Annotated in this window: 20 protein-coding genes; 13 read left to right on the top strand and 7 right to left on the bottom strand. The window is 61.0% G+C overall.

The window, feature by feature from the left end; genetic code table 11:
* Entirely contained in the window at positions 1 to 1,305 is a 1,305-nt protein-coding gene (locus ATN38_RS27810; RefSeq protein ID WP_218749121.1) for an HNH endonuclease signature motif containing protein, read from the bottom strand.
* An 85-nt stretch (positions 1,306 to 1,390) separates the two neighbouring features.
* Between ATN38_RS27810 and ATN38_RS27815 the strand changes: the two genes are divergently transcribed.
* The 6 genes from ATN38_RS27815 (at position 1,391) to ATN38_RS27840 (ending at position 7,264) form a co-directional block, all read left to right on the top strand.
* Positions 1,391 to 1,957 (top strand): GNAT family N-acetyltransferase, encoded by a 567-nt coding sequence (locus ATN38_RS27815; protein WP_058227269.1) that lies wholly within the window; start codon positions 1,391 to 1,393, stop codon positions 1,955 to 1,957.
* A 31-nt stretch (positions 1,958 to 1,988) separates the two neighbouring features.
* Positions 1,989 to 2,990 (top strand): AraC family transcriptional regulator, encoded by a 1,002-nt coding sequence (locus tag ATN38_RS27820; RefSeq protein ID WP_007734026.1) that lies wholly within the window; start codon positions 1,989 to 1,991, stop codon positions 2,988 to 2,990.
* Between the two features lie 134 nt (positions 2,991 to 3,124).
* The gene (locus tag ATN38_RS27825; RefSeq protein ID WP_047269632.1) at positions 3,125 to 3,535 is read left to right on the top strand and encodes a VOC family protein; all 411 of its coding nucleotides are present in this window, start codon (positions 3,125 to 3,127) and stop codon (positions 3,533 to 3,535) included.
* 180 nt (positions 3,536 to 3,715) lie between these two features.
* Positions 3,716 to 4,855, top strand: coding sequence for a serine hydrolase (locus tag ATN38_RS27830; RefSeq protein ID WP_260646520.1), 1,140 nt, complete (start codon positions 3,716 to 3,718; stop codon positions 4,853 to 4,855).
* A gap of 103 nt (positions 4,856 to 4,958) precedes the next feature.
* Positions 4,959 to 5,807 (top strand): mycofactocin-coupled SDR family oxidoreductase, encoded by an 849-nt coding sequence (locus ATN38_RS27835; protein WP_218749123.1) that lies wholly within the window; start codon positions 4,959 to 4,961, stop codon positions 5,805 to 5,807.
* On the top strand, positions 5,804 to 7,264 hold the full coding sequence (locus tag ATN38_RS27840; protein ID WP_047269629.1) for an MFS transporter: 1,461 nt from the start codon (positions 5,804 to 5,806) through the stop codon (positions 7,262 to 7,264). Before ATN38_RS27835 ends, ATN38_RS27840 begins: the two co-directional genes overlap by 4 nt.
* Before the next feature lie 30 nt (positions 7,265 to 7,294).
* Here the strand turns inward: ATN38_RS27840 and ATN38_RS27845 are convergent, their stop codons facing one another.
* On the bottom strand, positions 7,295 to 9,253 hold the full coding sequence (locus tag ATN38_RS27845; RefSeq protein WP_270923001.1) for a glycoside hydrolase family 71 protein: 1,959 nt from the start codon (positions 9,251 to 9,253) through the stop codon (positions 7,295 to 7,297).
* A 44-nt stretch (positions 9,254 to 9,297) separates the two neighbouring features.
* Between ATN38_RS27845 and ATN38_RS27850 the strand changes: the two genes are divergently transcribed.
* Genes ATN38_RS27850 through ATN38_RS27860 form a run of 3 tightly spaced genes read left to right on the top strand, consistent with a single transcriptional unit; the run spans position 9,298 to position 11,711 of the window.
* On the top strand, positions 9,298 to 10,254 hold the full coding sequence (locus tag ATN38_RS27850) for a daunorubicin resistance protein DrrA family ABC transporter ATP-binding protein (protein WP_003945489.1): 957 nt from the start codon (positions 9,298 to 9,300) through the stop codon (positions 10,252 to 10,254).
* A complete protein-coding gene (locus ATN38_RS27855; protein WP_003945537.1) occupies positions 10,251 to 11,051 on the top strand; it encodes an ABC transporter permease in 801 nt (266 codons plus the stop codon). The genes ATN38_RS27850 and ATN38_RS27855 overlap by 4 nt, the downstream gene beginning before the upstream one ends.
* A 30-nt stretch (positions 11,052 to 11,081) precedes the next feature.
* On the top strand, positions 11,082 to 11,711 hold the full coding sequence (locus ATN38_RS27860; RefSeq protein WP_007734052.1) for a TetR/AcrR family transcriptional regulator: 630 nt from the start codon (positions 11,082 to 11,084) through the stop codon (positions 11,709 to 11,711).
* Here ATN38_RS27860 and ATN38_RS27865 read toward each other — a convergent pair.
* Entirely contained in the window at positions 11,702 to 12,496 is a 795-nt protein-coding gene (locus tag ATN38_RS27865; RefSeq protein ID WP_208689889.1) for a putative protein N(5)-glutamine methyltransferase, read from the bottom strand. The genes ATN38_RS27860 and ATN38_RS27865 overlap by 10 nt on opposite strands.
* A 209-nt stretch (positions 12,497 to 12,705) precedes the next feature.
* On the opposite strand from ATN38_RS27865, the gene ATN38_RS27870 reads away from it, so the two are divergent.
* Positions 12,706 to 13,866 carry a lipase family protein gene (locus ATN38_RS27870; protein ID WP_208689888.1) on the top strand — a complete coding sequence of 387 codons (1,161 nt, stop codon included), beginning with the start codon at positions 12,706 to 12,708 and terminating at the stop codon, positions 13,864 to 13,866.
* Between the two features lie 10 nt (positions 13,867 to 13,876).
* Here ATN38_RS27870 and ATN38_RS27875 read toward each other — a convergent pair whose 3' ends face one another.
* The gene (locus ATN38_RS27875) at positions 13,877 to 14,443 is read right to left on the bottom strand and encodes a TetR/AcrR family transcriptional regulator (protein WP_047269626.1); all 567 of its coding nucleotides are present in this window, start codon (positions 14,441 to 14,443) and stop codon (positions 13,877 to 13,879) included.
* Positions 14,444 to 14,554: 111 nt separating this feature from the next.
* On the opposite strand from ATN38_RS27875, the gene zapE reads away from it, so the two are divergent.
* Positions 14,555 to 15,502 carry a cell division protein ZapE gene (zapE, locus tag ATN38_RS27880; RefSeq protein WP_208689887.1) on the top strand — a complete coding sequence of 316 codons (948 nt, stop codon included), beginning with the start codon at positions 14,555 to 14,557 and terminating at the stop codon, positions 15,500 to 15,502.
* A gap of 9 nt (positions 15,503 to 15,511) precedes the next feature.
* Here the strand turns inward: zapE and ATN38_RS27885 are convergent, their stop codons facing one another.
* The gene (locus ATN38_RS27885; protein ID WP_058227273.1) at positions 15,512 to 16,261 is read right to left on the bottom strand and encodes an AraC family transcriptional regulator; all 750 of its coding nucleotides are present in this window, start codon (positions 16,259 to 16,261) and stop codon (positions 15,512 to 15,514) included.
* Here ATN38_RS27885 and ATN38_RS27890 point away from each other — a divergent pair.
* Together ATN38_RS27890 and ATN38_RS27895 are read left to right on the top strand one after the other, a co-directional pair.
* Positions 16,236 to 17,081: an ABC transporter ATP-binding protein gene (locus ATN38_RS27890; RefSeq protein ID WP_218749124.1), complete on the top strand. Its 846-nt coding sequence runs from the start codon at positions 16,236 to 16,238 to the stop codon at positions 17,079 to 17,081. The two genes, ATN38_RS27885 and ATN38_RS27890, sit on opposite strands and share 26 nt — an antisense overlap.
* Complete coding sequence (locus ATN38_RS27895; RefSeq protein ID WP_209448346.1) at positions 17,078 to 18,385, top strand: FtsX-like permease family protein; 1,308 nt, start codon at positions 17,078 to 17,080, stop codon at positions 18,383 to 18,385. Before ATN38_RS27890 ends, ATN38_RS27895 begins: the two co-directional genes overlap by 4 nt.
* Before the next feature lie 18 nt (positions 18,386 to 18,403).
* Here ATN38_RS27895 and ATN38_RS27900 read toward each other — a convergent pair whose 3' ends face one another.
* Together ATN38_RS27900 and ATN38_RS27905 are read right to left on the bottom strand one after the other, a co-directional pair.
* Positions 18,404 to 19,252: a sterol desaturase family protein gene (locus tag ATN38_RS27900; RefSeq protein ID WP_054826812.1), complete on the bottom strand. Its 849-nt coding sequence runs from the start codon at positions 19,250 to 19,252 to the stop codon at positions 18,404 to 18,406.
* Positions 19,253 to 19,334: 82 nt separating this feature from the next.
* On the bottom strand, positions 19,335 to 20,144 hold the full coding sequence (locus ATN38_RS27905) for a PE-PPE domain-containing protein (RefSeq protein ID WP_003945630.1): 810 nt from the start codon (positions 20,142 to 20,144) through the stop codon (positions 19,335 to 19,337).
* Positions 20,145 to 20,222 lie beyond the last annotated feature (78 nt).

Raw genomic sequence — 20,222 nt, forward strand, 5'->3', positions numbered from 1 at the left:
TCAGGTTTTGAAGGTGGTGTTCGCCGGCCTGGGTTGCTGTCCGGGGTCGATCGAGGGTGGTGGGATGAACCAGGGTTTGTTGTCGGCGCCTATTCGGATTTCCCATTTCCCGACGAACCCGGATTTGCGGTGCATCAACCGGTGATGTGAACGGCACAGCAGGACCAGGTTGTTCATCACCGTCGGGCCACCGTTCGCCCAGTGCCGGATATGGTGCGCATCAGTCCAGGCGGGCACGCATGTGCAGCCCGGGAAGGCGCAGCCTTTGTCTCGGGCGATGAGGGCGACGCGTTGTTCGGCGGTGACCAACCTCTTTCCTGGTTTCGCATCCAAGGGCGCGCCGTGATCGTCGAGCAGGACGGTGGAGAGGAAGCAGTCACACCCGAGGAGTCTGGTCTGCGATACGGACAGTGGTCCGAGCCAGGGCATGTGCCCGACATCAAGATCCGATACAGCCATTCCGTCATCAGAAGTGGAGGGTGTTGCGGCGCAGTCCCGGTGCTCGGCCAGATCCCGAGCATTGATGTGCACATTCACGTGTGGACGCTGCCCACCATCGGTACCGGTCTTGGCGCAGTCCAGATAGCGGCGGATCAGTTCGGTGAACCCGTCCGCCGTGCGTTTCGCCGCCGACCGAGCATCCGGCGTCCCATCCGGTGCCGGGGTCGGCATCGTCAGATTCGACAACGCCGACAACAGCATTTCACCGGTCAGGGCATCGAAATCGCCGCGCACCACCACTCGACCGTTCAATGTCGAGGCGATCCGCAACTCGTTGAGATCGACATCCTCGGCGGGCGGGATCTCATCTGATTCGAACAACCGCTCCAAGGTCGCGATCACGTTCCGCACTTTCGTCGTCGTCGCTTCCACACCCGACGCAGCTGCCAACAACAAATCGATGCACTTCGGTAGCGCCTCCTCCGGCATGCCTTTCGGTGGTGATTCACAGAACGCCACGATCAACACGGCATGATCGAACGAACAGTCCCCGCCATCGAACCGAGCCGCCACCGCCGGAAACGGCCGCAAAGCTGCACCTAACGCGGCGATCTTCTTCCCGTCCCGAACCTGCAGCATCGTGTTGCCCGCCAACCACGCACCCACCCCGCGGCTGGCAATCACCTGATCATCCGGCCGCATCGACAACTCGTCCACCACCGCCACCCGCACAGCCTCGAGACGAAGAATCTCCGCACTCGCGTCGATAGCAGCAGCACGCAACTCAGAAGCCGTCAACTGCCACAGGCGTCCGCGCAACCCCACCGCAGAACCAGACACCACATCCGACAACAAGACGCTCATTGAATCCCCCGATCCCCTCCCCAAATCATACTCGAACATGCGTTCGAGTCAAGAGGTGCTTTTGGGCTCGCTCTAGGATCGCTGGATGTTCACGTTGACTACGGAACGCCTTGTTCTTCGAGATTTCACTGCCGCGGATGAAGGTGCCGTCCATCAGTACGCGTCCGACCCTGCCGTCTGTAGATATGTTGATTGGGGGCCGAACACCCCCGCGGTGACCAGGGCATTCCTGGCTGACGCGGCACTCGAAGCTGCGCTCGTCGAACGTCGCACGTTCACCCTGGCCATCACGTCGAAGGCCGATGGAGCGGTCATCGGTTCGGTAGCTGTGTGGGAAGTATCCGCCGCGCACCGGCGGGCGGAACTCGGTTTTGTCGTGAACCCGAAGTTCCAAGGGCGAGGCTATGCGTCGGAGGCGGGGCGCGCGGTTCTGGAATTCGCCTTTGCTCGCTTCGGAGCGCAGCGAGTGCAAGCAACGTGTCGTCCCGAGAACTCGGCGTCGGCGTCGGTGCTCACCAAAATCGGAATGGAGGAGGAGGGGCGAATGAGGGCACACATGGTGATCCGGGGGACCGCGGTGGATTCGCTGCTTTTTGCTGCAACACGACCCGCCGCCGTACAGCCAGAGATCACGTCATCTCACTTCGCGTGACCTTCCCGGGCCCTGGTGCGATACTCGAACCATGTTCGAGGATGCCTTGCTCATCGACGCGGCCGGCCGGCCCACTATGCAGCATCACCAGGCCTTTTCTCGGGACTGGGACCGCATCAAGGAGTGGTCCGACAACATCTACATGCCGTATACGGTCACGCCGATCGGAAGTCGGTTGAAGCCGGCTTCGGACATGTACTCCGCGGCAGTCGGCAAGATCGACGTCACCAGATTCTGTTACGGGATTCCGGTCTCCGTCGGTGAATGTTCGCCTGAGGCCGGAAACATTCTGGTTCTGACGACTATCAGAGGCAACGGTCGACATGCCCTCGGCGGAGGAACTGCGGTGAATACTGCCGTGGGGGAGACCTTTGTCGCCGACTGTAGCCGGACCGACTACTTCGTCGAATTCGACGAAGATCATCTGCAGCTGAATCTCACTGTGCCGCATCAGCTTGTCGCCGATCACGCCATGCAATGGTTCGGGTCGGTTCCCGACGACCGTCTGTGGCGGCACAAGTGCACCATTGGCGGGCGGGGCTCGAGTTGGCTGGCATTGATGGACTACGTCGTTCGCGCAATTGCAGAGTCGCCTGAGGCGATGTCGAGCGAAAGGCTGGGTGCCAGGGTTCAAGAACTCATCGCGGCTCAGCTTCTCGACGAGTGGGCGACGCAGGCCGGGCTGCAACTCGGCGTCGACGTCGCCTCCGCCGAACCTGCCTACGTGCGATCGGCAGAGGAGTACATCGATACGTTTGCTCGCTCGGTGCCGACGGCATCGGAGATCGCGGCTGCGGTGGGTGTCAGTGTCCGGGCGCTCACTGCGGGATTTCGACGGTACCGAGACACCACGCCGGGGCAACGATTGCGCGCGCGTCGGTTGGAGGGTGTACGCGGCGAACTGTTGCGTTCCGACGGGAGAACCGTCTCCGAAATCGCCAACGCCTGGGGCTACGTCAATCTGGGCATGTTTGCGGCCACATACCGGAAACGGTTCGGAGAGTTGCCTTCCGAGACCCGGAATCGACTCTGAGGACAGTTGTTTGAACGGTCATGACGATCGTTTTACGCACTCGATGAACTGCCGTGATCCGTTGTTTCGTGTCGGAGCGTTCTGCAAGGATTGAAATCGAACGTGACAGCAATCCCACGAGCTAGGAGTACGTCATGGCAACTCGACTCAATCCGTACATCAGCTTCAACGGCAATGCCCGTGAGGCGTTGGAGTTCTACAAAGAAATCTTTGGTGGCACGCTGGCGCTGAGCACGTTCGGTGAGTTCGGCAATCCCGGTGAAGGCGGCGACAAGATCATGCACGGAATGCTCGAAACCGATCAGGGATACACCCTGATGGGTGCCGACACTCCGCCCGGCATGCCGTACAACCCCGGCGACAACATCACGGTCAGCCTCAGCGGCGACGACGGCGATGTGCTGCGCGGGTACTGGGAGCAGTTGTCGGGAACGGGAACGGTGAGCGTTCCACTCGAGAAGCAGATGTGGGGCGACGAATTCGGCGCCTGTACAGACAAATTTGGCATTTCCTGGCTGGTGAATATCGGAGCGCCCCAGAGCTGACTCCAATCTCTGCCCGGTTCTGCCGAAACGAGACAGTTTTCCTGCCGTTTCGAGGCAGAGCCGGGTGTGTGATCGCCGTTACATTCTGTTCGACAAGACAAGTTGCAAGTCGGATGGAGAAATGCAGTGACGATCGAAGATATTGCGCGGAAGCCCCTTTCGAAGCAGCGCCTCGACGACGTGCTGGCGCGAGCAACTCAGGGGGCTGATCGCGTCCCGGGTGTGGTCGCGATGATCACGGATCGAGAAGGCAACATCTACGAGGGTGCTGCGGGCGAGCGGACTCTCGGTCACGGCGAACCGATGACCCTCGATACAACCTTTGCGCTCTTCTCCACCACCAAGGCGATCACCGGTACCGCTGTCCTGCAATGTGTGGAGGAGGGATTGCTCGATCTCGATGCACCTGCAGCGACCTATGTTCCCGACATCGGTGAGCTGAAGGTCCTGGACGGTTTCGACGCCGGCGGAAACCCCGTTCTTCGGGAACCCAAGCGTGACATCACCACTCGCATGCTGCTCCTTCACACTGCAGGGTTCGGCTACGACTTCTTCAACGAGTCGTACAACCGGCTCTCGCAGGAACATGGGCAGCCCAGCGTGATCACGTGTAGCAAAGCGGCGCTCACGACACCGCTGCTCTTCGACCCGGGTGAGAAGTGGGAGTACGGCACCAACATCGACTGGGCCGGACAGGTCGTCGAGTCGATTCGAGGTCAGCGACTCGGCGATGTCATGCGCGAGCGCATCTTCGAACCTCTCGAGATGGCCGATACGGCATTCACGATGAGCCCGTCGATGAAGGATCGACTTGCGCCGATCCATCAGCGTGAGAGCGACGGAAGCCTCACTCCGCTCATCGGATTCGAGCTTCCGGCCGAACCCGAGGTGCACATGGGTGGTCACGGTTTGCACGGCACTGTCGGCGACTACATGAAGTTCATCCGTATGTGGCTCAACGACGGCGCGGGCACTTCGGGTCGCGTGTTGTCGTCGGAGACGGTAGCTGCAGCCGTTCAGAACGGGCTCGAAGGCCAGCACGTGGGGTTGTTGCCCGGAGTTCTCCCGACGCTGTCCAACGATGCGGAATTCTTCCCCGGTGTACCCAAAGGATGGGCATACTCCTTCATGACAAATGAAGAGGTGGCACCCACCGGTAGGCCGGCCGGATCGCTGGCTTGGGCGGGTCTTGCCAACCTCTATTACTGGATCGACCGGCAGACCGGCGTCGGCGGGTTCTGGGCAACGCAGATTCTGCCGTTCGCGGACGCTGGATCCATCAACGGATACCTGGAATTCGAGACCGCCGTTTACCAGTGATCGGCTGGATTCCCGCTGTCCGGGATCGACTGTTTCTTTCGGGCGGGTTCGGAGTACGCATGCAGTACAGCGCACGCTTGCATACGACGAACTAGGAGACGGCATGAACAGCCTCGAAGGCAGCTTCGAAGGAAAAGTTGCACTGATCACCGGCGCCGCACGCGGTCAGGGGCGCGCCCACGCTGTCGCATTCGCGGAGCGTGGCGCGGACATCGTGATCTGCGACCGGTGCGAGAACAGTGATGTCGTCGCCTACCCCCTCGCAAACGAGGAGGATCTGAAGGAAACCGTTCGTTTGGTGGAAGCCACCGGTCGTCGGTGCATTGCCGTCAAGGCAGACACTGCTGATCGCGACGCAATGGACGCGCTCGTTGCCCGCGCTGAAGCCGAGTTCGGCCGTGTCGACATCGCCGTCGCGAATGCCGGTGTGTCCGTGCCCGCTCCGATCACGTCGATGACGTCGGCACAGTGGAACGAAGTCATCTCGTCGAACCTGACTGGTGTGTTCAACACCGTTGCGGCCGTGTCAGGTGGAATGGCGGAACGTGGTTACGGTCGCATCATCACGATTTCCTCGATGATGGGTCGCTCCGGTGGCACCCAGATGGCTGCGTACGGCGCCTCCAAGTGGGGCGTCATCGGTTTGACGAAGAGTGTGTCGCTCGAACTGGCAAACTCGGGTGTGACCGTGAATGCTATTGCACCGGGGAACATCTCGACGCCGATGATTCACAACGACATGATGTACGCGATGATGCGGCCTGACCTCGAATCGCCGACGGCAGACGACGTCGAACCCGTGTACGCGACTCTGCATGCGCAGCCGGTCGGTTGGCTGGATCCCTTCGAGATCACGCGAGCAGTCCTGTTCCTCGCCGCCGACGCGAGTGCCCACATGAGTGGCATCGTGGTTCCTGTCGACGCCGGAGTCGCCGCTCGCTCGAACGCTTGACGGACAAGACCGTTCGCGCGAAAGCGCGGACCGGGTGGGTCGTCGGCGTCCTGAGTCTGAGCGGCGTGGTGGTCGCGCTGCAACAGACCTTGGTGGTGCCGGTCCTGCCTGCGTTCGCGACGGCATCGGGAGTATCGTCCTCCACCGCTTCCTGGCTGGTGACCTCGACGTTGCTGACCGGTGCCGTCGCGACCCCTCTCATCGGCAGACTCGCCGACATGTTCGGCAAGCGCGCGATGATGCTCGTCTGTCTTGCCGTGATGATCGTCGGCTGCATGGTTGCTGCGCTCAGCCAGAGTTTCTGGTTACTGATCCTCGGGCGCTCGTTGCAGGGGTTCGCGACGGCACTTCTGCCCGTCGGAATCAGCATCATGCGCGATGTCCTTCCTCCGGAAAAGCTCAGTGGTGCAGTAGCTCTCATGAGTGCGACGTTGGGGATCGGTGGCATGTTCGGTATGCCGATGGCTGGGGTGATCTCGGCGCACTGGGGACTACCCGCGCTTTTCTGGGTCACCGGTGGATTCGGGGTAGTACTGATAGTCGTCTTGCCGCTGGTGGTGCCGGAATCGGCTGTGAAGAGTCGCGGACGCTTCGACTTTCTGGGAGCCACAGTCCTCACGCTCGCTATGACTGCACTGCTGCTGGCCGTTTCGAAAGGAACCGAATGGGGCTGGGCAAGCCCCGAGGTTCTGGTTCTGATCGCGTCCGGCGTGGTCTTGCTCTGTGGATGGATTCCGTGGGAACTGCACACGCCGGCACCGCTGGTCGATCTGCGGACTTCCCTTCGCGCTCCGATTCTGGTTTCGAACGTCTGCGCAGTATTACTCGGTTTTGCCATGTTCATCAGCGCGTTGGCGGCAACGCAGGAACTTCAGTTGCCCCTGGCGTCGGCGGACGGTCTCGGACTCTCGGCTGCCGAAGCCGGACTGGCGATGATGCCGGGCGGAGTCCTGATGATCGGATTGGCGCCGGTGTCGTCGAAGGTGACGAGGCGATGGGGAGCGAAGGCCACGTTGGCCTCAGGAGCGATCGTCATCGCAATCGGATACGTCTTGCGTGTGCTGTTGACGCCGACGCTGGTCAATATCGTGATCGGCGCTGCCGTGGTATCGGCCGGTGTGGCATTTTCCCTGGCAGCCATGCCGACTCTGATCACCGAATCTGCGCCGATCCATCAGACTGCCTCGGCCAACGGATTCAACAGCCTGCTCCGTTCGGTCGGTACCTCCACCGGAAGCGCCGTTGCGGCAGCGGTATTGGCCGGTTCGACGGTGGTGATCGGTGCGAGCACTGTGCCGACCCTGCATTCGTTCGCGGTTTTGTACTGGATCGGAGCGGGCGTATCGGCACTGGCGGCCGCGGTGACCTTGGCAGTGAGGGTGGAGCGGACGGGGGCGGTATCGCGGCCCGAGTTACCAATTGCCGCTGAAACCGATGGCGCAACGAAGATCGGGTGAGTCGACGGACTCACCCGATCTTCGTCACCGTTATCTCCGACTGGAATCGACCAGGTACTCGAGATTCTGGTTGTACGGCGTGGCCGTCACCGCCGCGTGCGAACTCACCCGAGACACCTCGGTAGTGCCGCGAACGACAGAGGCCTTGATGGAACCTACTTTCAACGGGGCGATGCAGCTGCTCATCCCGGCCGGGGCATTGCAGGTGGTTGTCGTGGTTCCCACCGTCACTTTGACGACCGCCGGCGCCGTCAAGAAGGAAAGGACTTCGACGGTATCGCGAGCGGGGGATGACCATTGGCGCAGTGTCATAGGGGCAGCAGAGCGATTGACGGGGACCGCGGAGACCGACTGATTGCGGTAGATGAGATACGCGGTGTCGCGAACAATCGCGGGTGAGGCGCCGGAGCGGAAGCTGTACAGCCCGTAGGAACTCATGTCGAGTAACGCGCGCCCATGACCGGCGCTGGGTGCGAACGACGTTCCCTCGCTGTAGTCGTTCCAGGTGACGAGCTGTACCCATTCACTGTTGGACGCAATCGCAATCTGCCACATGTTCTGCAGATTCTGTGAATTCTGTGCCTCGTCGTAGATCGACTGACTTGGACGAACATCTTGGAAGGCGACTGGTTGCATCCATATCTTTCCCAAGGAGTGAGCGGCAGCGGCAAGTCCCATCGGAGAGTTCGGGTTCGATCCCGAGAGCGGATTTCCTGCCGGATTTCGATTACCCCAATTCGACATCCCGTAGCTGATCGATGCAAAAGAATTCCGGTTGGCTGCAGCGTCGAGGAAAACCGGAACAAATGCCACATTTATGCCGTAAGAATTCTTCATCAGAGTGATGAACTCCGACCACCAGCCCGCAGTCTTGTTTTCGGCAAGGAATGGAGATATCACGAGCCGTCCGTCGTTCAATTTGAACGATGATGCCATGGTCGAATACGGTTTCATCTCTGCTGCCATTTGAGCTGCGGTCATGTTTTTGAACGCGCCGTTCATATCAGGCATGAGCATGATCTTGAAATTCGGATCGACTGCTGCGGCCGCTTTGATCAGGGCGGTGGGCACGGTGGAACCCCACCAACTGGTGTCGGTTGCCTTGGCGATGATGTCGACGGAGAATCCGTCGATGCCCGTGGCGATTGCCGAACGAACTTCGTTTTCGAGGTCGCGTTGGCGCCACTGCGTATCGGCGATGGGTTGCCGCGGTGTCGGCCGATCGCGGAGGAATCCTCCGTAGCGAACGTGTTTGTTGTTCTCGCCGTTGAACGTAAGATATTGTGTCGCATAGTAATCGCCAGACGGATTCGCATTGTCGATCGAAACCGGATAGGGCGGGAAGTAGTGAGCGAAAACCAACTTTCCGTTCAGTGCTGACTTGGGTGGAATGTCGAAGGGCAGCGCTGCAGATTCAGGATTCGCCGAGAACGAGGCCGGCGTGTACGTCGACGCGGAGCGTGGTTGTGTGTTGTACGCGGCGATCAGTGCGGCCGCGACAATCACGGCCAGGGTGAAGCAGATGGTCTCGAAGGAATATTTCGCCGTTTTTCGGATCCACGGAGTTCGGATGTATCGAGTTCTGATACTCATGGCACAGTCAGCCTTTCTCGATCCCCCGAAGTGTGAGTCTTCCCCGCGTGCACTGAATCGGTGATTCAATTCTTTTCGGCCTCTGTCTGATTTGTAATTCGAGATTCGACACCATAAGTCAACCGTCACCGGCCCGAGTGTCACTTGCTGAACGAGTGTAACGCTGCCGCGTTCATCATGAATACCTGAAAGCGGTCTTTGTTCAAGAATTTCGGGTTTTTCTTTCCGATATATATCCGTCGAAAGGTCGGTGAAATTTATCGGCTGTATTGGACAGGACTGGGACGTGTGGTCTGTTCCGTACCTCGTGGCCGAAAGGCACCGGCGAAACCAGGGAGGTGATTGCAGCCGGGCAACTGACGAAATTTCCTGGAATGTGTCGGCCTCCTGGGTCACACTGGGGAACGGACTACCGACGGATTACCGACGCGGGAGGGCTCATGACCGAAGCGATTGTGGCCGAGGGGCTGGTCAAGAAGTACGGCGACGTCACGGCATTGGACGGCATCGACCTGGAAGTGCGCGAGGGTTCGGTGATGGCCCTGTTGGGCCCCAACGGCGCCGGAAAAACCACTGCGGTAAGGATATTCACGACGCTGCTCATTCCCGACGGTGGACGCGCCAAGGTTGCCGGGCTGGACGTGGTCGAGGATGCGCGGGCGTTGCGATCCAAGATCGGTGCTTCGGGTCAGTACGCCGCGGTCGACGAGTACCTGACGGGCTATGAGAACTTGGACATGGTCGGGAGGCTGTATCACCTCGGCGCCCGAAGCAGTAAGGCCCGAGCGCGTGAATTGCTCGAGCAGTTCGATCTCGTCGAGGCTGGAGATCGGCCGGTCAAGGGCTATTCCGGCGGAATGCGGCGACGTCTCGATCTCGCCGGCGCATTGGTTGCTCGGCCGCAGGTGTTGTTTCTCGACGAGCCGACCACCGGCCTCGATCCTCGGGCGCGACTCGGTCTCTGGGACGTCATCGAAGGGTTGGTGGCTCAGGGGACCACGCTGTTGCTCACGACGCAATACATGGAGGAAGCCGAGAGGTTGGCCGACCAGATCGCCGTCATCGACCGCGGCTCGGTCATTGCGCGCGGTACTGCAGATCAGTTGAAGGCGCGGGTCGGGGGTGAGCGCATTGAACTGAGTGTGCACGAGGTCGAGCATCTCGACATCGTCCGCGAGGAATTGCGCTCGCTTGCCGTGGGGGACATTCAGGTTCAAGAGAATGTCCGTCGCGTCACCGTTCCTGTCGACGACGGCACCGACGCGTTGGTCGCGGCGCTGAATCTTCTGTCGGCACGAGGCATCCGCGTATTCGACGTCGGCCTGCGCAGACCCACTCTCGACGATGTCTTCCTCACACTGACCGGGCACCAGGCTGAACTGGAGGATCAGAAATGACCGTGCAGATGGCGCTCGAAGACGGTTTGACCATCGCCAGGCGAAACTTGATCAAGATCAAGCGCGTTCCGGACCTGTTGGTGTTCACCACTTTGTCGCCGATCATGTTCGTGCTCTTGTTCGCGTATGTGTTCGGCAGTGCGATCTCCGTCCCGGGCACGTCGTATCGAGAATTCCTGATCGCCGGAATCTTCACGCAGACGGTCATATTCGGTGCTACCTGGACTGGTTTGGGGATGGTCGAAGACATTCAGAAAGGAATCATCGACAGATTTCGATCGCTGCCCATGGCTCCGTCTGCCGTGCTGACCGGCCGAACATCGAGTGACGTGTTGATCAACGTCATCAGTTTGGTGGTCATGTCGTTGACCGGTCTTCTGGTCGGGTGGCGGATTCACTCCAGTTTCCTCGAAGCGGTGGCGGGTTATGCGCTGCTTCTGTTCTTCGCGTACGCGTTGTCGTGGGTCATGGCTGTTGTCGGGCTTTGGATCCGGACACCGGAGGTATTCAACAACGCGAGCTTCATCGTCATCTTTCCGCTGTCGTTCATCGCGAACACTTTTGTCGAGACCACCAATCTTCCCGGCCCGCTCAAAGTGATCGCCGAATGGAATCCGGTGTCGGCGGTTACCCAGGCGGTGCGTGAATTGTTCGGCAATACCAATCCTGCAATGACGGTTCCGGATGCGTGGCCACTGCAGAATCCGGTCATTGCGTCGTTGTTGTGGACTTTCGGTTTGCTGATCGTCTTCGTGCCGTTCGCTATTCGTCGGTATCAGAAGGCAGTCAGCCGCTGACCTGGTGATTCCGGCCGGTAGGGTGGATATGTGCCGGAGCCCGAACGCATCGACAAACGCAGCCTGAGATACGCCGGGCGACGTGAGGAGTTGCTCGACGCGCTGACCCGCTACGTCATCGACAACGGTGTCGGGGAATTGACGGTGAGGCAGCTCGCCAAGGCCGTGGGTGTGTCGCATGCGTCGCTACTCAACCATTTCGAGAGCAAGGAGAATCTGCTCTCCGAGGTCATCGAGAACATGCGTGGTGAGTCCATTCCGATTGCGGTGCCGATGAAACCGGGGGTCGATCCGGCGACAGTGCTGACTGCGTGGTGGACCGAACGTACGACGCCGGAGGTCCTGCCGCGGTTCCGGGTGATGGTCGAGATCTACGCCCTCGCGCTCGGCGACCGCGACCGCTACGGACGGTTCCTGGACCGTTTTGTGGGCGATTGGATCGAGGCACTGGAAGCCGGTCTACGACAAGCGGGTTGCCCCGAGGACGATGTTGCCTCTGTCGCTACTCTGTTGCTCTCGCAAATGCGGGGTCTGTCGATGGATCTTCTGGCCACCGGCGACCGGGCCCGCGTCGATCGCGCGTTCGGGCTTTTTGTCGACGGCTTTGCCGCCCGCGCTCGGGAGTGGTCCACGCCAGGATCCGATCGCCTTCAACGCTGACCGATCACCACGGTCGACGCGGTCTCGCTGTAGGTTGCCACCCGAGTGAGAAACCCTCCCCGAGTGAATGTTTCAACAGTCATTTCGACCTGCTCCGTACTCGTCTCGACGAGAAGACAGCCACCCGGTCGTAGCCACGGCGCGGCGTCCGCGATGATGCGACGCTGCAGGTCCAGTCCGTCGGTACCGCCGTCCAACGAGACCAGCGGTTCGTGAAGACGGGCTTCGGGCGGCATCAGCCTGATCGATTCGGTGGGGACGTAAGGTGCATTGGCGACGACGACATCCACGCGACCGAGTAATTTCGTCGGCAGTGGTTCGAATAAATCGCCTTCGAGTACACGCTCGGGCGGTGTGATGTTTCGGCGAGCGCACCGCACTGCGGCCGGTTCCACGTCTACCGCGTACAAATCGACGGCGTTGAGCGTCGACTGCAGGACAACACCGACAGCTCCTGAGCCGCAACACATGTCGACGACGACGCTTCCTGGGGTGACAAGTGAGCAGGCCTGCCGGGCGAGGAACTCGGTGCGCCGGCGTGGGACGAAGACTCCGGAGTCGATGTGAATGCGCAAGCCGCAGAACTCGGCCCATCCGAGGACGGGCTCGAGTGGTTCGCCGGCAACTCGTCGGTCGACCATCGCGTCGAGTTCATCGCGAGAGCGTGCGGTGTGAAGAAGTAGGCGAGCCTCGTCTTCGGCGAAGACGCAACCTGCTGCTCGGAGGATCGCGGCCACCGACTTCTGCTGCGAAGCAGGGAAGGTCGGGAGATCAGGTGCTGACATGAGAGAGCCTTTCGGCCTCCTGATCTCGCGGGGGACCTGCACGTATCGAACACCGCCACCCTACCCGAGCAGGCGTGTCACGACGGTCGATGCGCAGCGGAAATTTAGGTTGACCAAATGGTAAGGCTGTTCTATGGTCTGAACTCGATCAGCTGATGTGGGGCCGATCACCACATATGCACCGTCACCGCAATCGGTAGGAGAAGTACGTGAGTAAGCGACTGTGTAGGACGCTCGTCGGACTGAGCGCGAGTGCGTTGGTGGCGTTGACAGTTGCGGCGCCGGCCGGAGCGGAACCGAACGATGCTCCGGGTGCTGTCGTGAGTCAGGAGTTGCTCGGTCCCGACCGGGTGATCCCGGGTGCCGTGAGCGCAACGAAGGTGACGTACTGGTCGACGGGCCCGAAGGATGCGCCGATGACGAGTACCGGTGTGGTGTATCGCCCAGAGGGAGCTCCGCCCGAGGGTGGTTGGCCGGTCATCTCCTACGCGCACGGGACGGTGGGTGTCGCGGATCAGTGTGCGCCGAGCAGCAGTGTTCCACTCGAACGGACCGCGACGCATCTGGGTCACTGGCTGGAGCAGGGATACGCGGTCGTGACCACCGACTACGTGGGGCTCGGAACACCCGGTGTTCACCCGTATCTCGACGGTCGTTCCGCTGCACACAGCGTTGTGGACATGGTGCGTGCCGCTCGTGCGGTCGACGACGACCTGTCGAGCGCATGGGTTGCGATGGGGCAGTCGCAGGGCGGGCAGGCGACTATGTTCACCGCTTCGCTTGCCACTGCTTACGCGCCGGAGTTGGACTACCGCGGCGCTGTCGCCACTGGTGTCCCCTCGAGCATCGAGAATCTTCTACCGCTCGGTGGTCCGGCTTTCCCGGCGCTTCCGCTCAAGGGTTCGACGGTCTACATCGCGAACGTTCTTGATGGACTGCGTGCTTCGCGGCCGGATATCGACATCGACTCGTATCTGACCCCGCTCGGCAAGACCATCCTCGACGACGTCGAGAACAACATGTGCTACACCGAGGCGCGCACGAAGTACGGCACCGTCACGCTCGGGCAGGTGCTGACGAAGTCGCTGGACAATCCAGTATTCATGGAGGCTGCGCGTGACCTGCTCACTGTGCCGACCGCAGGATACGACCGCCCGTTCTTCATCGGTCAGGGGTTGTCGGACATCGATGTTCCGGCACCGCTGACACTGAAGTTCGCGGCCGACCTTACTGCCAACGGTGTCGACTTTGCATTCCATACCTATCCCACTGATCATCTGGGAACCGTTCCGGCTTCGGTTCCAGACAGTACCCCGTTTGTCGCGGCACTGTTCTCTGGTCAACGGCCCTGCACCGGAAGCCTCTGCTGACCAACATCTTTCAGGCGGCACCAACTCCGCGCAGATAGATGTCGATCGGGATCCGAAGTTGCCGAACGGTTTCGGAGGAGCGGGGATCTCGGCTACGCGCTCCGAGGCAGTAGTCGAAGATCAAGCCCTCCAGAAGGCTCAGAAAATTTGCGGCGGCGACGTCAGGATCGTCAACGCCAACGATGTCGAAGACAGGCCTTGCCTTCTCCCGTGAAAACAGGCTGTCTTCGAGGAGTTGGTGCAATGCCGAATCTCGGGGAGTTTCCAAGAGCAGTGCATATCTCGCGATCAATTCGTGTCTGCGGTGCGAAAGAAGATCATCGAGATACTCGGCCGTCAGGGCAGCAGGATCGCTGGGCCTCTCGCGGAGTTCGTCGAATATCGAACGTGACCGGTGCACGATGTGCAATGCGGTTGCTTCGAGTAGTGCCTCGCGAGTGCGGAAATAGTACGACGTCGAACCGGCAGGAAGTTCCAGGGACTGATCAACCGCCCGATGGGTGAGTGCACGCGGGCCCTGCTCGGCGATGATCGTGACGGCGGATGCCGCGATGAGGGCTCTGCGATCAGGCTTCATGTCGTTCCTTGTTGTCGATGTTGCATGCTGCAGATGGTGCGTAGTGAGGGTCACATTGACTCGATTTGCCTTCGATCACTAGCCTCGACTCTACAGACGTAGAGGAGTCTTATGCTACTGGACGAAGAGCAGTTGGCGGCACGCGAAGCCCTCGACGCACTGCAGGCCCGGATCTCGGGCGGTGAGGTCGGGGGTGGGATCTATCTCTGGGGTAGCGTCGGCCGCGGGAAGACGATGCTCATGGACGAGTTCTACGACGGGCTCCCGGTCGGCAAGCGGCGCATTCACTTTCATCGGTTCTTTGCAGATCTGCACTCTCGGGCGCATGAACTCGGCTCGATGGGCGTGGCACTGGATCACGTCGTCGATGGAATCCGTGTGCTCTGTTTCGACGAGTTCCACCTCGACGACGTCGCCGACGCCATGTTCATGGCAAGGGTTCTCGACACAATCGTCGCGAAAGGCGTGACTGTTGTCGTCACGTCCAATGTTCCGCCGACCGATCTTCTTCCCAATCCGCTTTTTCACGAGCAGTTCGTTCCGTCGATCGAGTTGATGGAGCGGACTCTCGAGGTGATCGAGTTGGGTGGCTCCGTCGACTATCGGACGGCAGGACAGCCAGGTGCCGGGGACTACCGATTTGCGACAGGGGAATTCCTCGTCGGCTCGGGAATTACGCGGCCTTCGGGCGAAAGTGTCGAATTGACGATAGGCACACGCACATTGGAGTGCTCGGCGATTCGAGACGGTGTCGTCTGGTTCGATTTCGAGGTGCTGTGCGCTGGTTCGACCGCGGCTGCCGATTATCTCGCGCTCGCCGCCCGCTTCGACGACTGGGTGATCTTCGGAGTGCCGGTGCTCGCCGAGGCGTCGGAATTTGCCCTTCGCCGTTTCGCGAATGTCGTCGATGTTCTCTATGACGTCGATGCGCGGCTGACGATCTACGCCGACGCTTACGTCGAAGAAGTGGCAGGCAGCCTCCGGGACGTGCCGGGGTTGGCGCGCCTCTACAGTCGTCTGTCGCTACTGGCGAGGTCGGCGGTGGGCAGCATCAGTTGAGGAGCAGCGTCAATTCCAGGTGAGATCGCCGGTCGCGGCGCTGGGCGTGAGTCCGAACATGCTGTGGCAGATCCGGTTGAGATGGGCGCTGTCGGTGAAGCCGGCCTCGTGGGCACTGGTTGTCAGGCTTGCGCCACCGCTCATCACTTCCATGGCGCGTCGTAGCCGCAACCAACGAATGTAGGTCGAAAAACTCATCTGCAGTTGATCGTTGAAGATTCTTCCCAATCGGCCGGGCGAGATGGAGACCAGCGCGGCGGTGTCCGTCACCGTTATCGGCCCCGAAAGTCGCTCGGGCAGTATCGTCAGAGCATGCTCGAGTGCAGGGTGAAGAGCGCCTAAGTTCGACGGCTGTCTACTTTCGGACAGTGAATCGATCAGCCTCGCTGCGTATTCCAGATCCGAATCAGCGCCACGGTCCGTCATCGCTACTGCGGTCCGCCCACGGTCCGACCAGTCGGCCACACCACCGTGCTCGGATACAGGCGGCCTGATGCGCCGGCCCATCCCCGTGGTGGAGTCCACGTAGATCGCTCGTCCCCGCGCACCCTCGGAGGCGGACAACGCGTGGACCGCCCCGGATGGAATGACCACGGACCGCACGACTTCACTGTGGCCGTCCCCGTCCGTGACCGTGACGTCCCCGTCGTCGACGATCATGATCTGAACGGCGGCATGCGAATGCATGTGCGCGGATCCCACTGCGCCGGTGAACATGAGAATTCCGGGCTCCATGTGGACGGCGCCGGACCAGGTCATGTCGGAAATCATAGTGACGACCCTGACAGAGCTCGGGGTCCGGTCATCCTCCGGTAGGACCGCACTCGGTTCGAAGATCGTGCGCTGGGCCGATGTGCTGGCGAGGGGTTCACGAGAAGGTGGAATCATGAACAACGCACAAGCACCCGCAGTCCTGTCGGTCCACGCGCTGGGCAAGTCGTACGGCGACGTTCCAGTGCTCCGAGGTGTATCGCTGGAAGTGCGCGCCGGTACTGCTACGGCCATCATGGGTCCTTCAGGGTCGGGCAAGTCGACTCTGCTGCATTGCATGTCAGGAATCGTCAAGCCCGACTCGGGAGCAATCCTGCTGAGCGGCAGGCATATCGAGAACCTCGGTGAGAACGACCGCAGCCGCCTCCGACGCGAGTCGTACGGATTCGTTTTTCAATCGGGCCAACTGTTGCCGGAGCTTCCGGCGATCGAGAACGTCGCTTTGCCCTTGGTGCTCAACGGGTTGTCCATCGCCGAAGCCAAGCGGACGGCGCACGGCTTCTTCGCGCCATTGGGACTGGACGGGCTGCAGGACCGTCGCCCGGGTCAGATGTCGGGTGGGCAGTCGCAACGTGTGGCGATTGCGCGAGCGTTGGTGACCAAACCCGCCGTTCTCTTCGCAGACGAGCCGACCGGTGCCCTCGACGCGCAGACGAGTTGGGAAGTGATGAGGGTGTTGCGTGATTCGGCTCAACAGATCGGTTCTGCGTTGGTCGTCGTCACTCACGATGCCGAAGTCGCTCGGTGGTGTGATCGCACGATGATGATGCAGGCCGGTTCGCTCGTCGGGACACAGGCGGCGGCATGAAGGCCACAGCGCGCGTTGCATTGATGACGGTGCGAGGTGAAGGCCGAAAGGCCTTGAGTACCTTCGCGCTCCCAGTGTCCGCATTTGCCGCCTCGACGACGTTGTTGCTGACGGTGCTCGGCGGCTACGGTGCATTTGCGGGCAGATCGAGCGAACCCGAAGCCGAGGCGTACCTAGCGCTCGCAGGGGTTGCTTCGGTGTTGATGATCGTTCCAGCCGTCACTCTCGGTCTGGCGGCGGCCCGCTTGGGCGCGCGCCGTCGCGACGAACGACTTGCCTCGCTGCGACTCATCGGATCCACCCCTCGCCAGATCGTTGCGCTGTGCGCTGCGGAATCGGGTATCCAGGGCTTGGCTGGTGCGTTGATCGGTGTGGTGGGATACCTCCTCGCGTTGCCGCTCGTAGCTCTCTTGAGATTTCAAGGTCGGACATTCGAGTGGAGTGAGCTTTGGGTAGGCGCACTTCCGCTGGTGGGCATCGTATTCGGAATGACCATCCTGGCTGCTTTGACGTCGATGCTCGGGATGCGCCAGGTGTTCGTGAGCCCGTTGGGCGTCACGGCGGGCAATCCCAGCGCCGCACCGAAGATGATCTTCGCGGTGGCTGGGGTGGGGGTTCTTCTGGGGTGGAGTGCATTTGGGGGCTCCGCGGCAAGCATCGCGGCAATCCTGGTGGGCCTTGGTCTCTGCTTCGGCGTTGTTGCGTTGGTCGGTCCGTTCGTCATTTCGCTGCTTGGACGGATCATGCTCAAATGCGCCAAAGACGGTGCTTCGCTGATTGCGGCGCGTCGGGTCCTGGATAATCCGAAGGCTGTGTGGCGCACGGTCAGCGGTGTGACGATGGCCAGCTTCGTTGCCGCAGGCACATCTCTCCTCGCCGCGATAGGCAACGGGGAAGGGCACGATTTGCAGCCAGGGCAGGAGTTCCTGTTCGCGGACATGAGAACCGGGGTGTTGTTCACTCTCGGAGCAACATTCACGTTGGCGGCCATCTCGTCTGCGCTCACCCAGGTATCCGGGATCCTCGACAACCGTGAGCTGTATCGGAGTCTGACTTTGGCCGGCACACCTGTCGAGGTGATGGACAGCGCCCGCATGAGGCACGTTCGCACTCCCGTGGTGGTGATGGCACTGGCCGGCGCCGGCGCTGCACTGCTGTTCCTCTTCCCGCTGGCAGGGGCAGCCGTATTGACCACTCCAATGGCGCTGGTTCAGTTGGGCGTCACCCTGGCTGTGGGGATCGCGTTGGTGTTGGCCAGTGCGTTTGCAGCCAAGCCCGTCATGCGACGGGTACTCGCGGGCTGAATCTCCACCCCTCGTCCGTCAGTTCTGTCTCCGGAACGGTTCGGCCAACTGGCCGAGGTAGTCGTCCGGGTAGTCGGGCTTGGCCGCCATTCCGAGATCGTCACTGCTGAAGCGCTTTTCCGGATCGAAAGAATAAGTGCGGAACAGGTGATCCCAGATCAGAGTGAACAAACCGAAATTGACGTCACCGATTCCCGCCCACTTCAGGTGATGGAATCGGTGGCCGGCGTTGAGGGCGAGTATCGGACGCAGGGGGCCGATGCGGTAGTCGGCATTCGAATGCTGAAGCAGGAGTTGGACAGCGACACAAACCGCGAGCGCCGAGGCAACTGGAACGGGCATCCCGAGGAGGATCAGTGGCAGGACGCCACCGGCGGTTTCGAAAGTCTGATGCACGGGGTGCTTCATCAGTCCGTTCATACCGTAGAACCGTTCGAGGCTGTGATGAACCGCGTGGAAACGCCACAACCATCCAACCTTGTGGCTGATCAAATGCACCACGGTGATGCCGAAATCGGCAACCAACACTGCGAAGACGACCTGAAGGACAAACGGAAGACCGCTCGGCCACAGCCCGTCGAACGGAATCACCGCGGCCATCAACGGGATTACCGCGACGCTGACCAAGATGAGGGATTCGTTGACAAACGCATGGACAGCGTCGCGAAACCTGTCCGGTCCCGGGGCATTCCACGAAGATTCGTAGGGAAGCGCCCGTTCGGCCGCGAAAGAGCAGACCACTGCGAAGAGAATCAATGCCACCAGTGACCATTTCGGCGCACCGGATGCCGCCAGCGCGATTGCGGCTCCGTTGATTCCCAAGAGCATGAACGGGACGTACCCGTATCTGACGATGAGGGTGAGCATGTATTCGATGGTGCACGGCGCGGGTGGTCCTCGACTTGTACGAATCGGTCGACTTTCAGTCAGCCGAACAAGCGGTGTCGCGTTACTTCGTCAGCACGGTGGCGAGTGCAGCGCTCAGATACGGAGTGATGTTCTCGACGACCCGTGTCACGATCGCAGTGGCGACGTCAGCCGGTTGCAGTGGCACCGACGGTGTCTGCGGCAGCGCCGGGGGAGCAGGCGGAGCGGGCTCGGACATCATCGGCGTGTAGGTGTTGTGCTTCGTGAAGTAGCCGAAGACCGAATCCACGAACACCTCGGGCGCATCACGCGGCTTGGGCATGTTGCAGATGCCGTCACCCTCGATGCAGACTTCCTGCACTGCGATGTCTCCGAATCCGCCGCGTGCTCCGGACATCGTCGCTCCCGGAACGACATTGGGCACTACGGTTTCGATGCCCCCGGCCGAGTTGCGAGGGTCGGCGTAGAGGACGCCTTCGACTTGCGATTGGGGAATGGATCCGTCACGTGCGATGTCACCGAGAACGTCGCCGGCAATCCGTGCTCCCTGTGAGTATCCGGTGACGACGATCTCGCTGCCCGGGCACTGAGCGTGGAAAGCGTTGACTTCGGTGCGAAGCGTCTGGGCGCCGGCGGCAACGCTCTGGTCGTACGTCTGTTCGCCGAGCGGCCAGAAGCTGGCGGGGTAGGTCACCGGCTTGGAGGCGTAACCCTGGGCGACGTAGCGGTCGGTGACGGGTTGCGTCGTTTGTCCCGTCGGATCCCACGTTCCGCCGACCGCGAATACCGCACCGGCCGGGCACGACCCACCGTCATTCGGGTCCGCTCCGGCAGGTACCGACATCACAAGAGTCACCCCCGCTGTGACTGCAACCGTGCATGCCACTGACATCGCGTATTTCCTCATCGGGCCTGTCCCCATCTATCTACGTTCTCGTTCACTGGCGAGACAACCCGCGGTCCGACGCGT

Source organism: Rhodococcus sp. FH8, assembly GCF_019266085.1.
GTDB lineage: Bacteria > Actinomycetota > Actinomycetes > Mycobacteriales > Mycobacteriaceae > Rhodococcus_F > Rhodococcus_F qingshengii.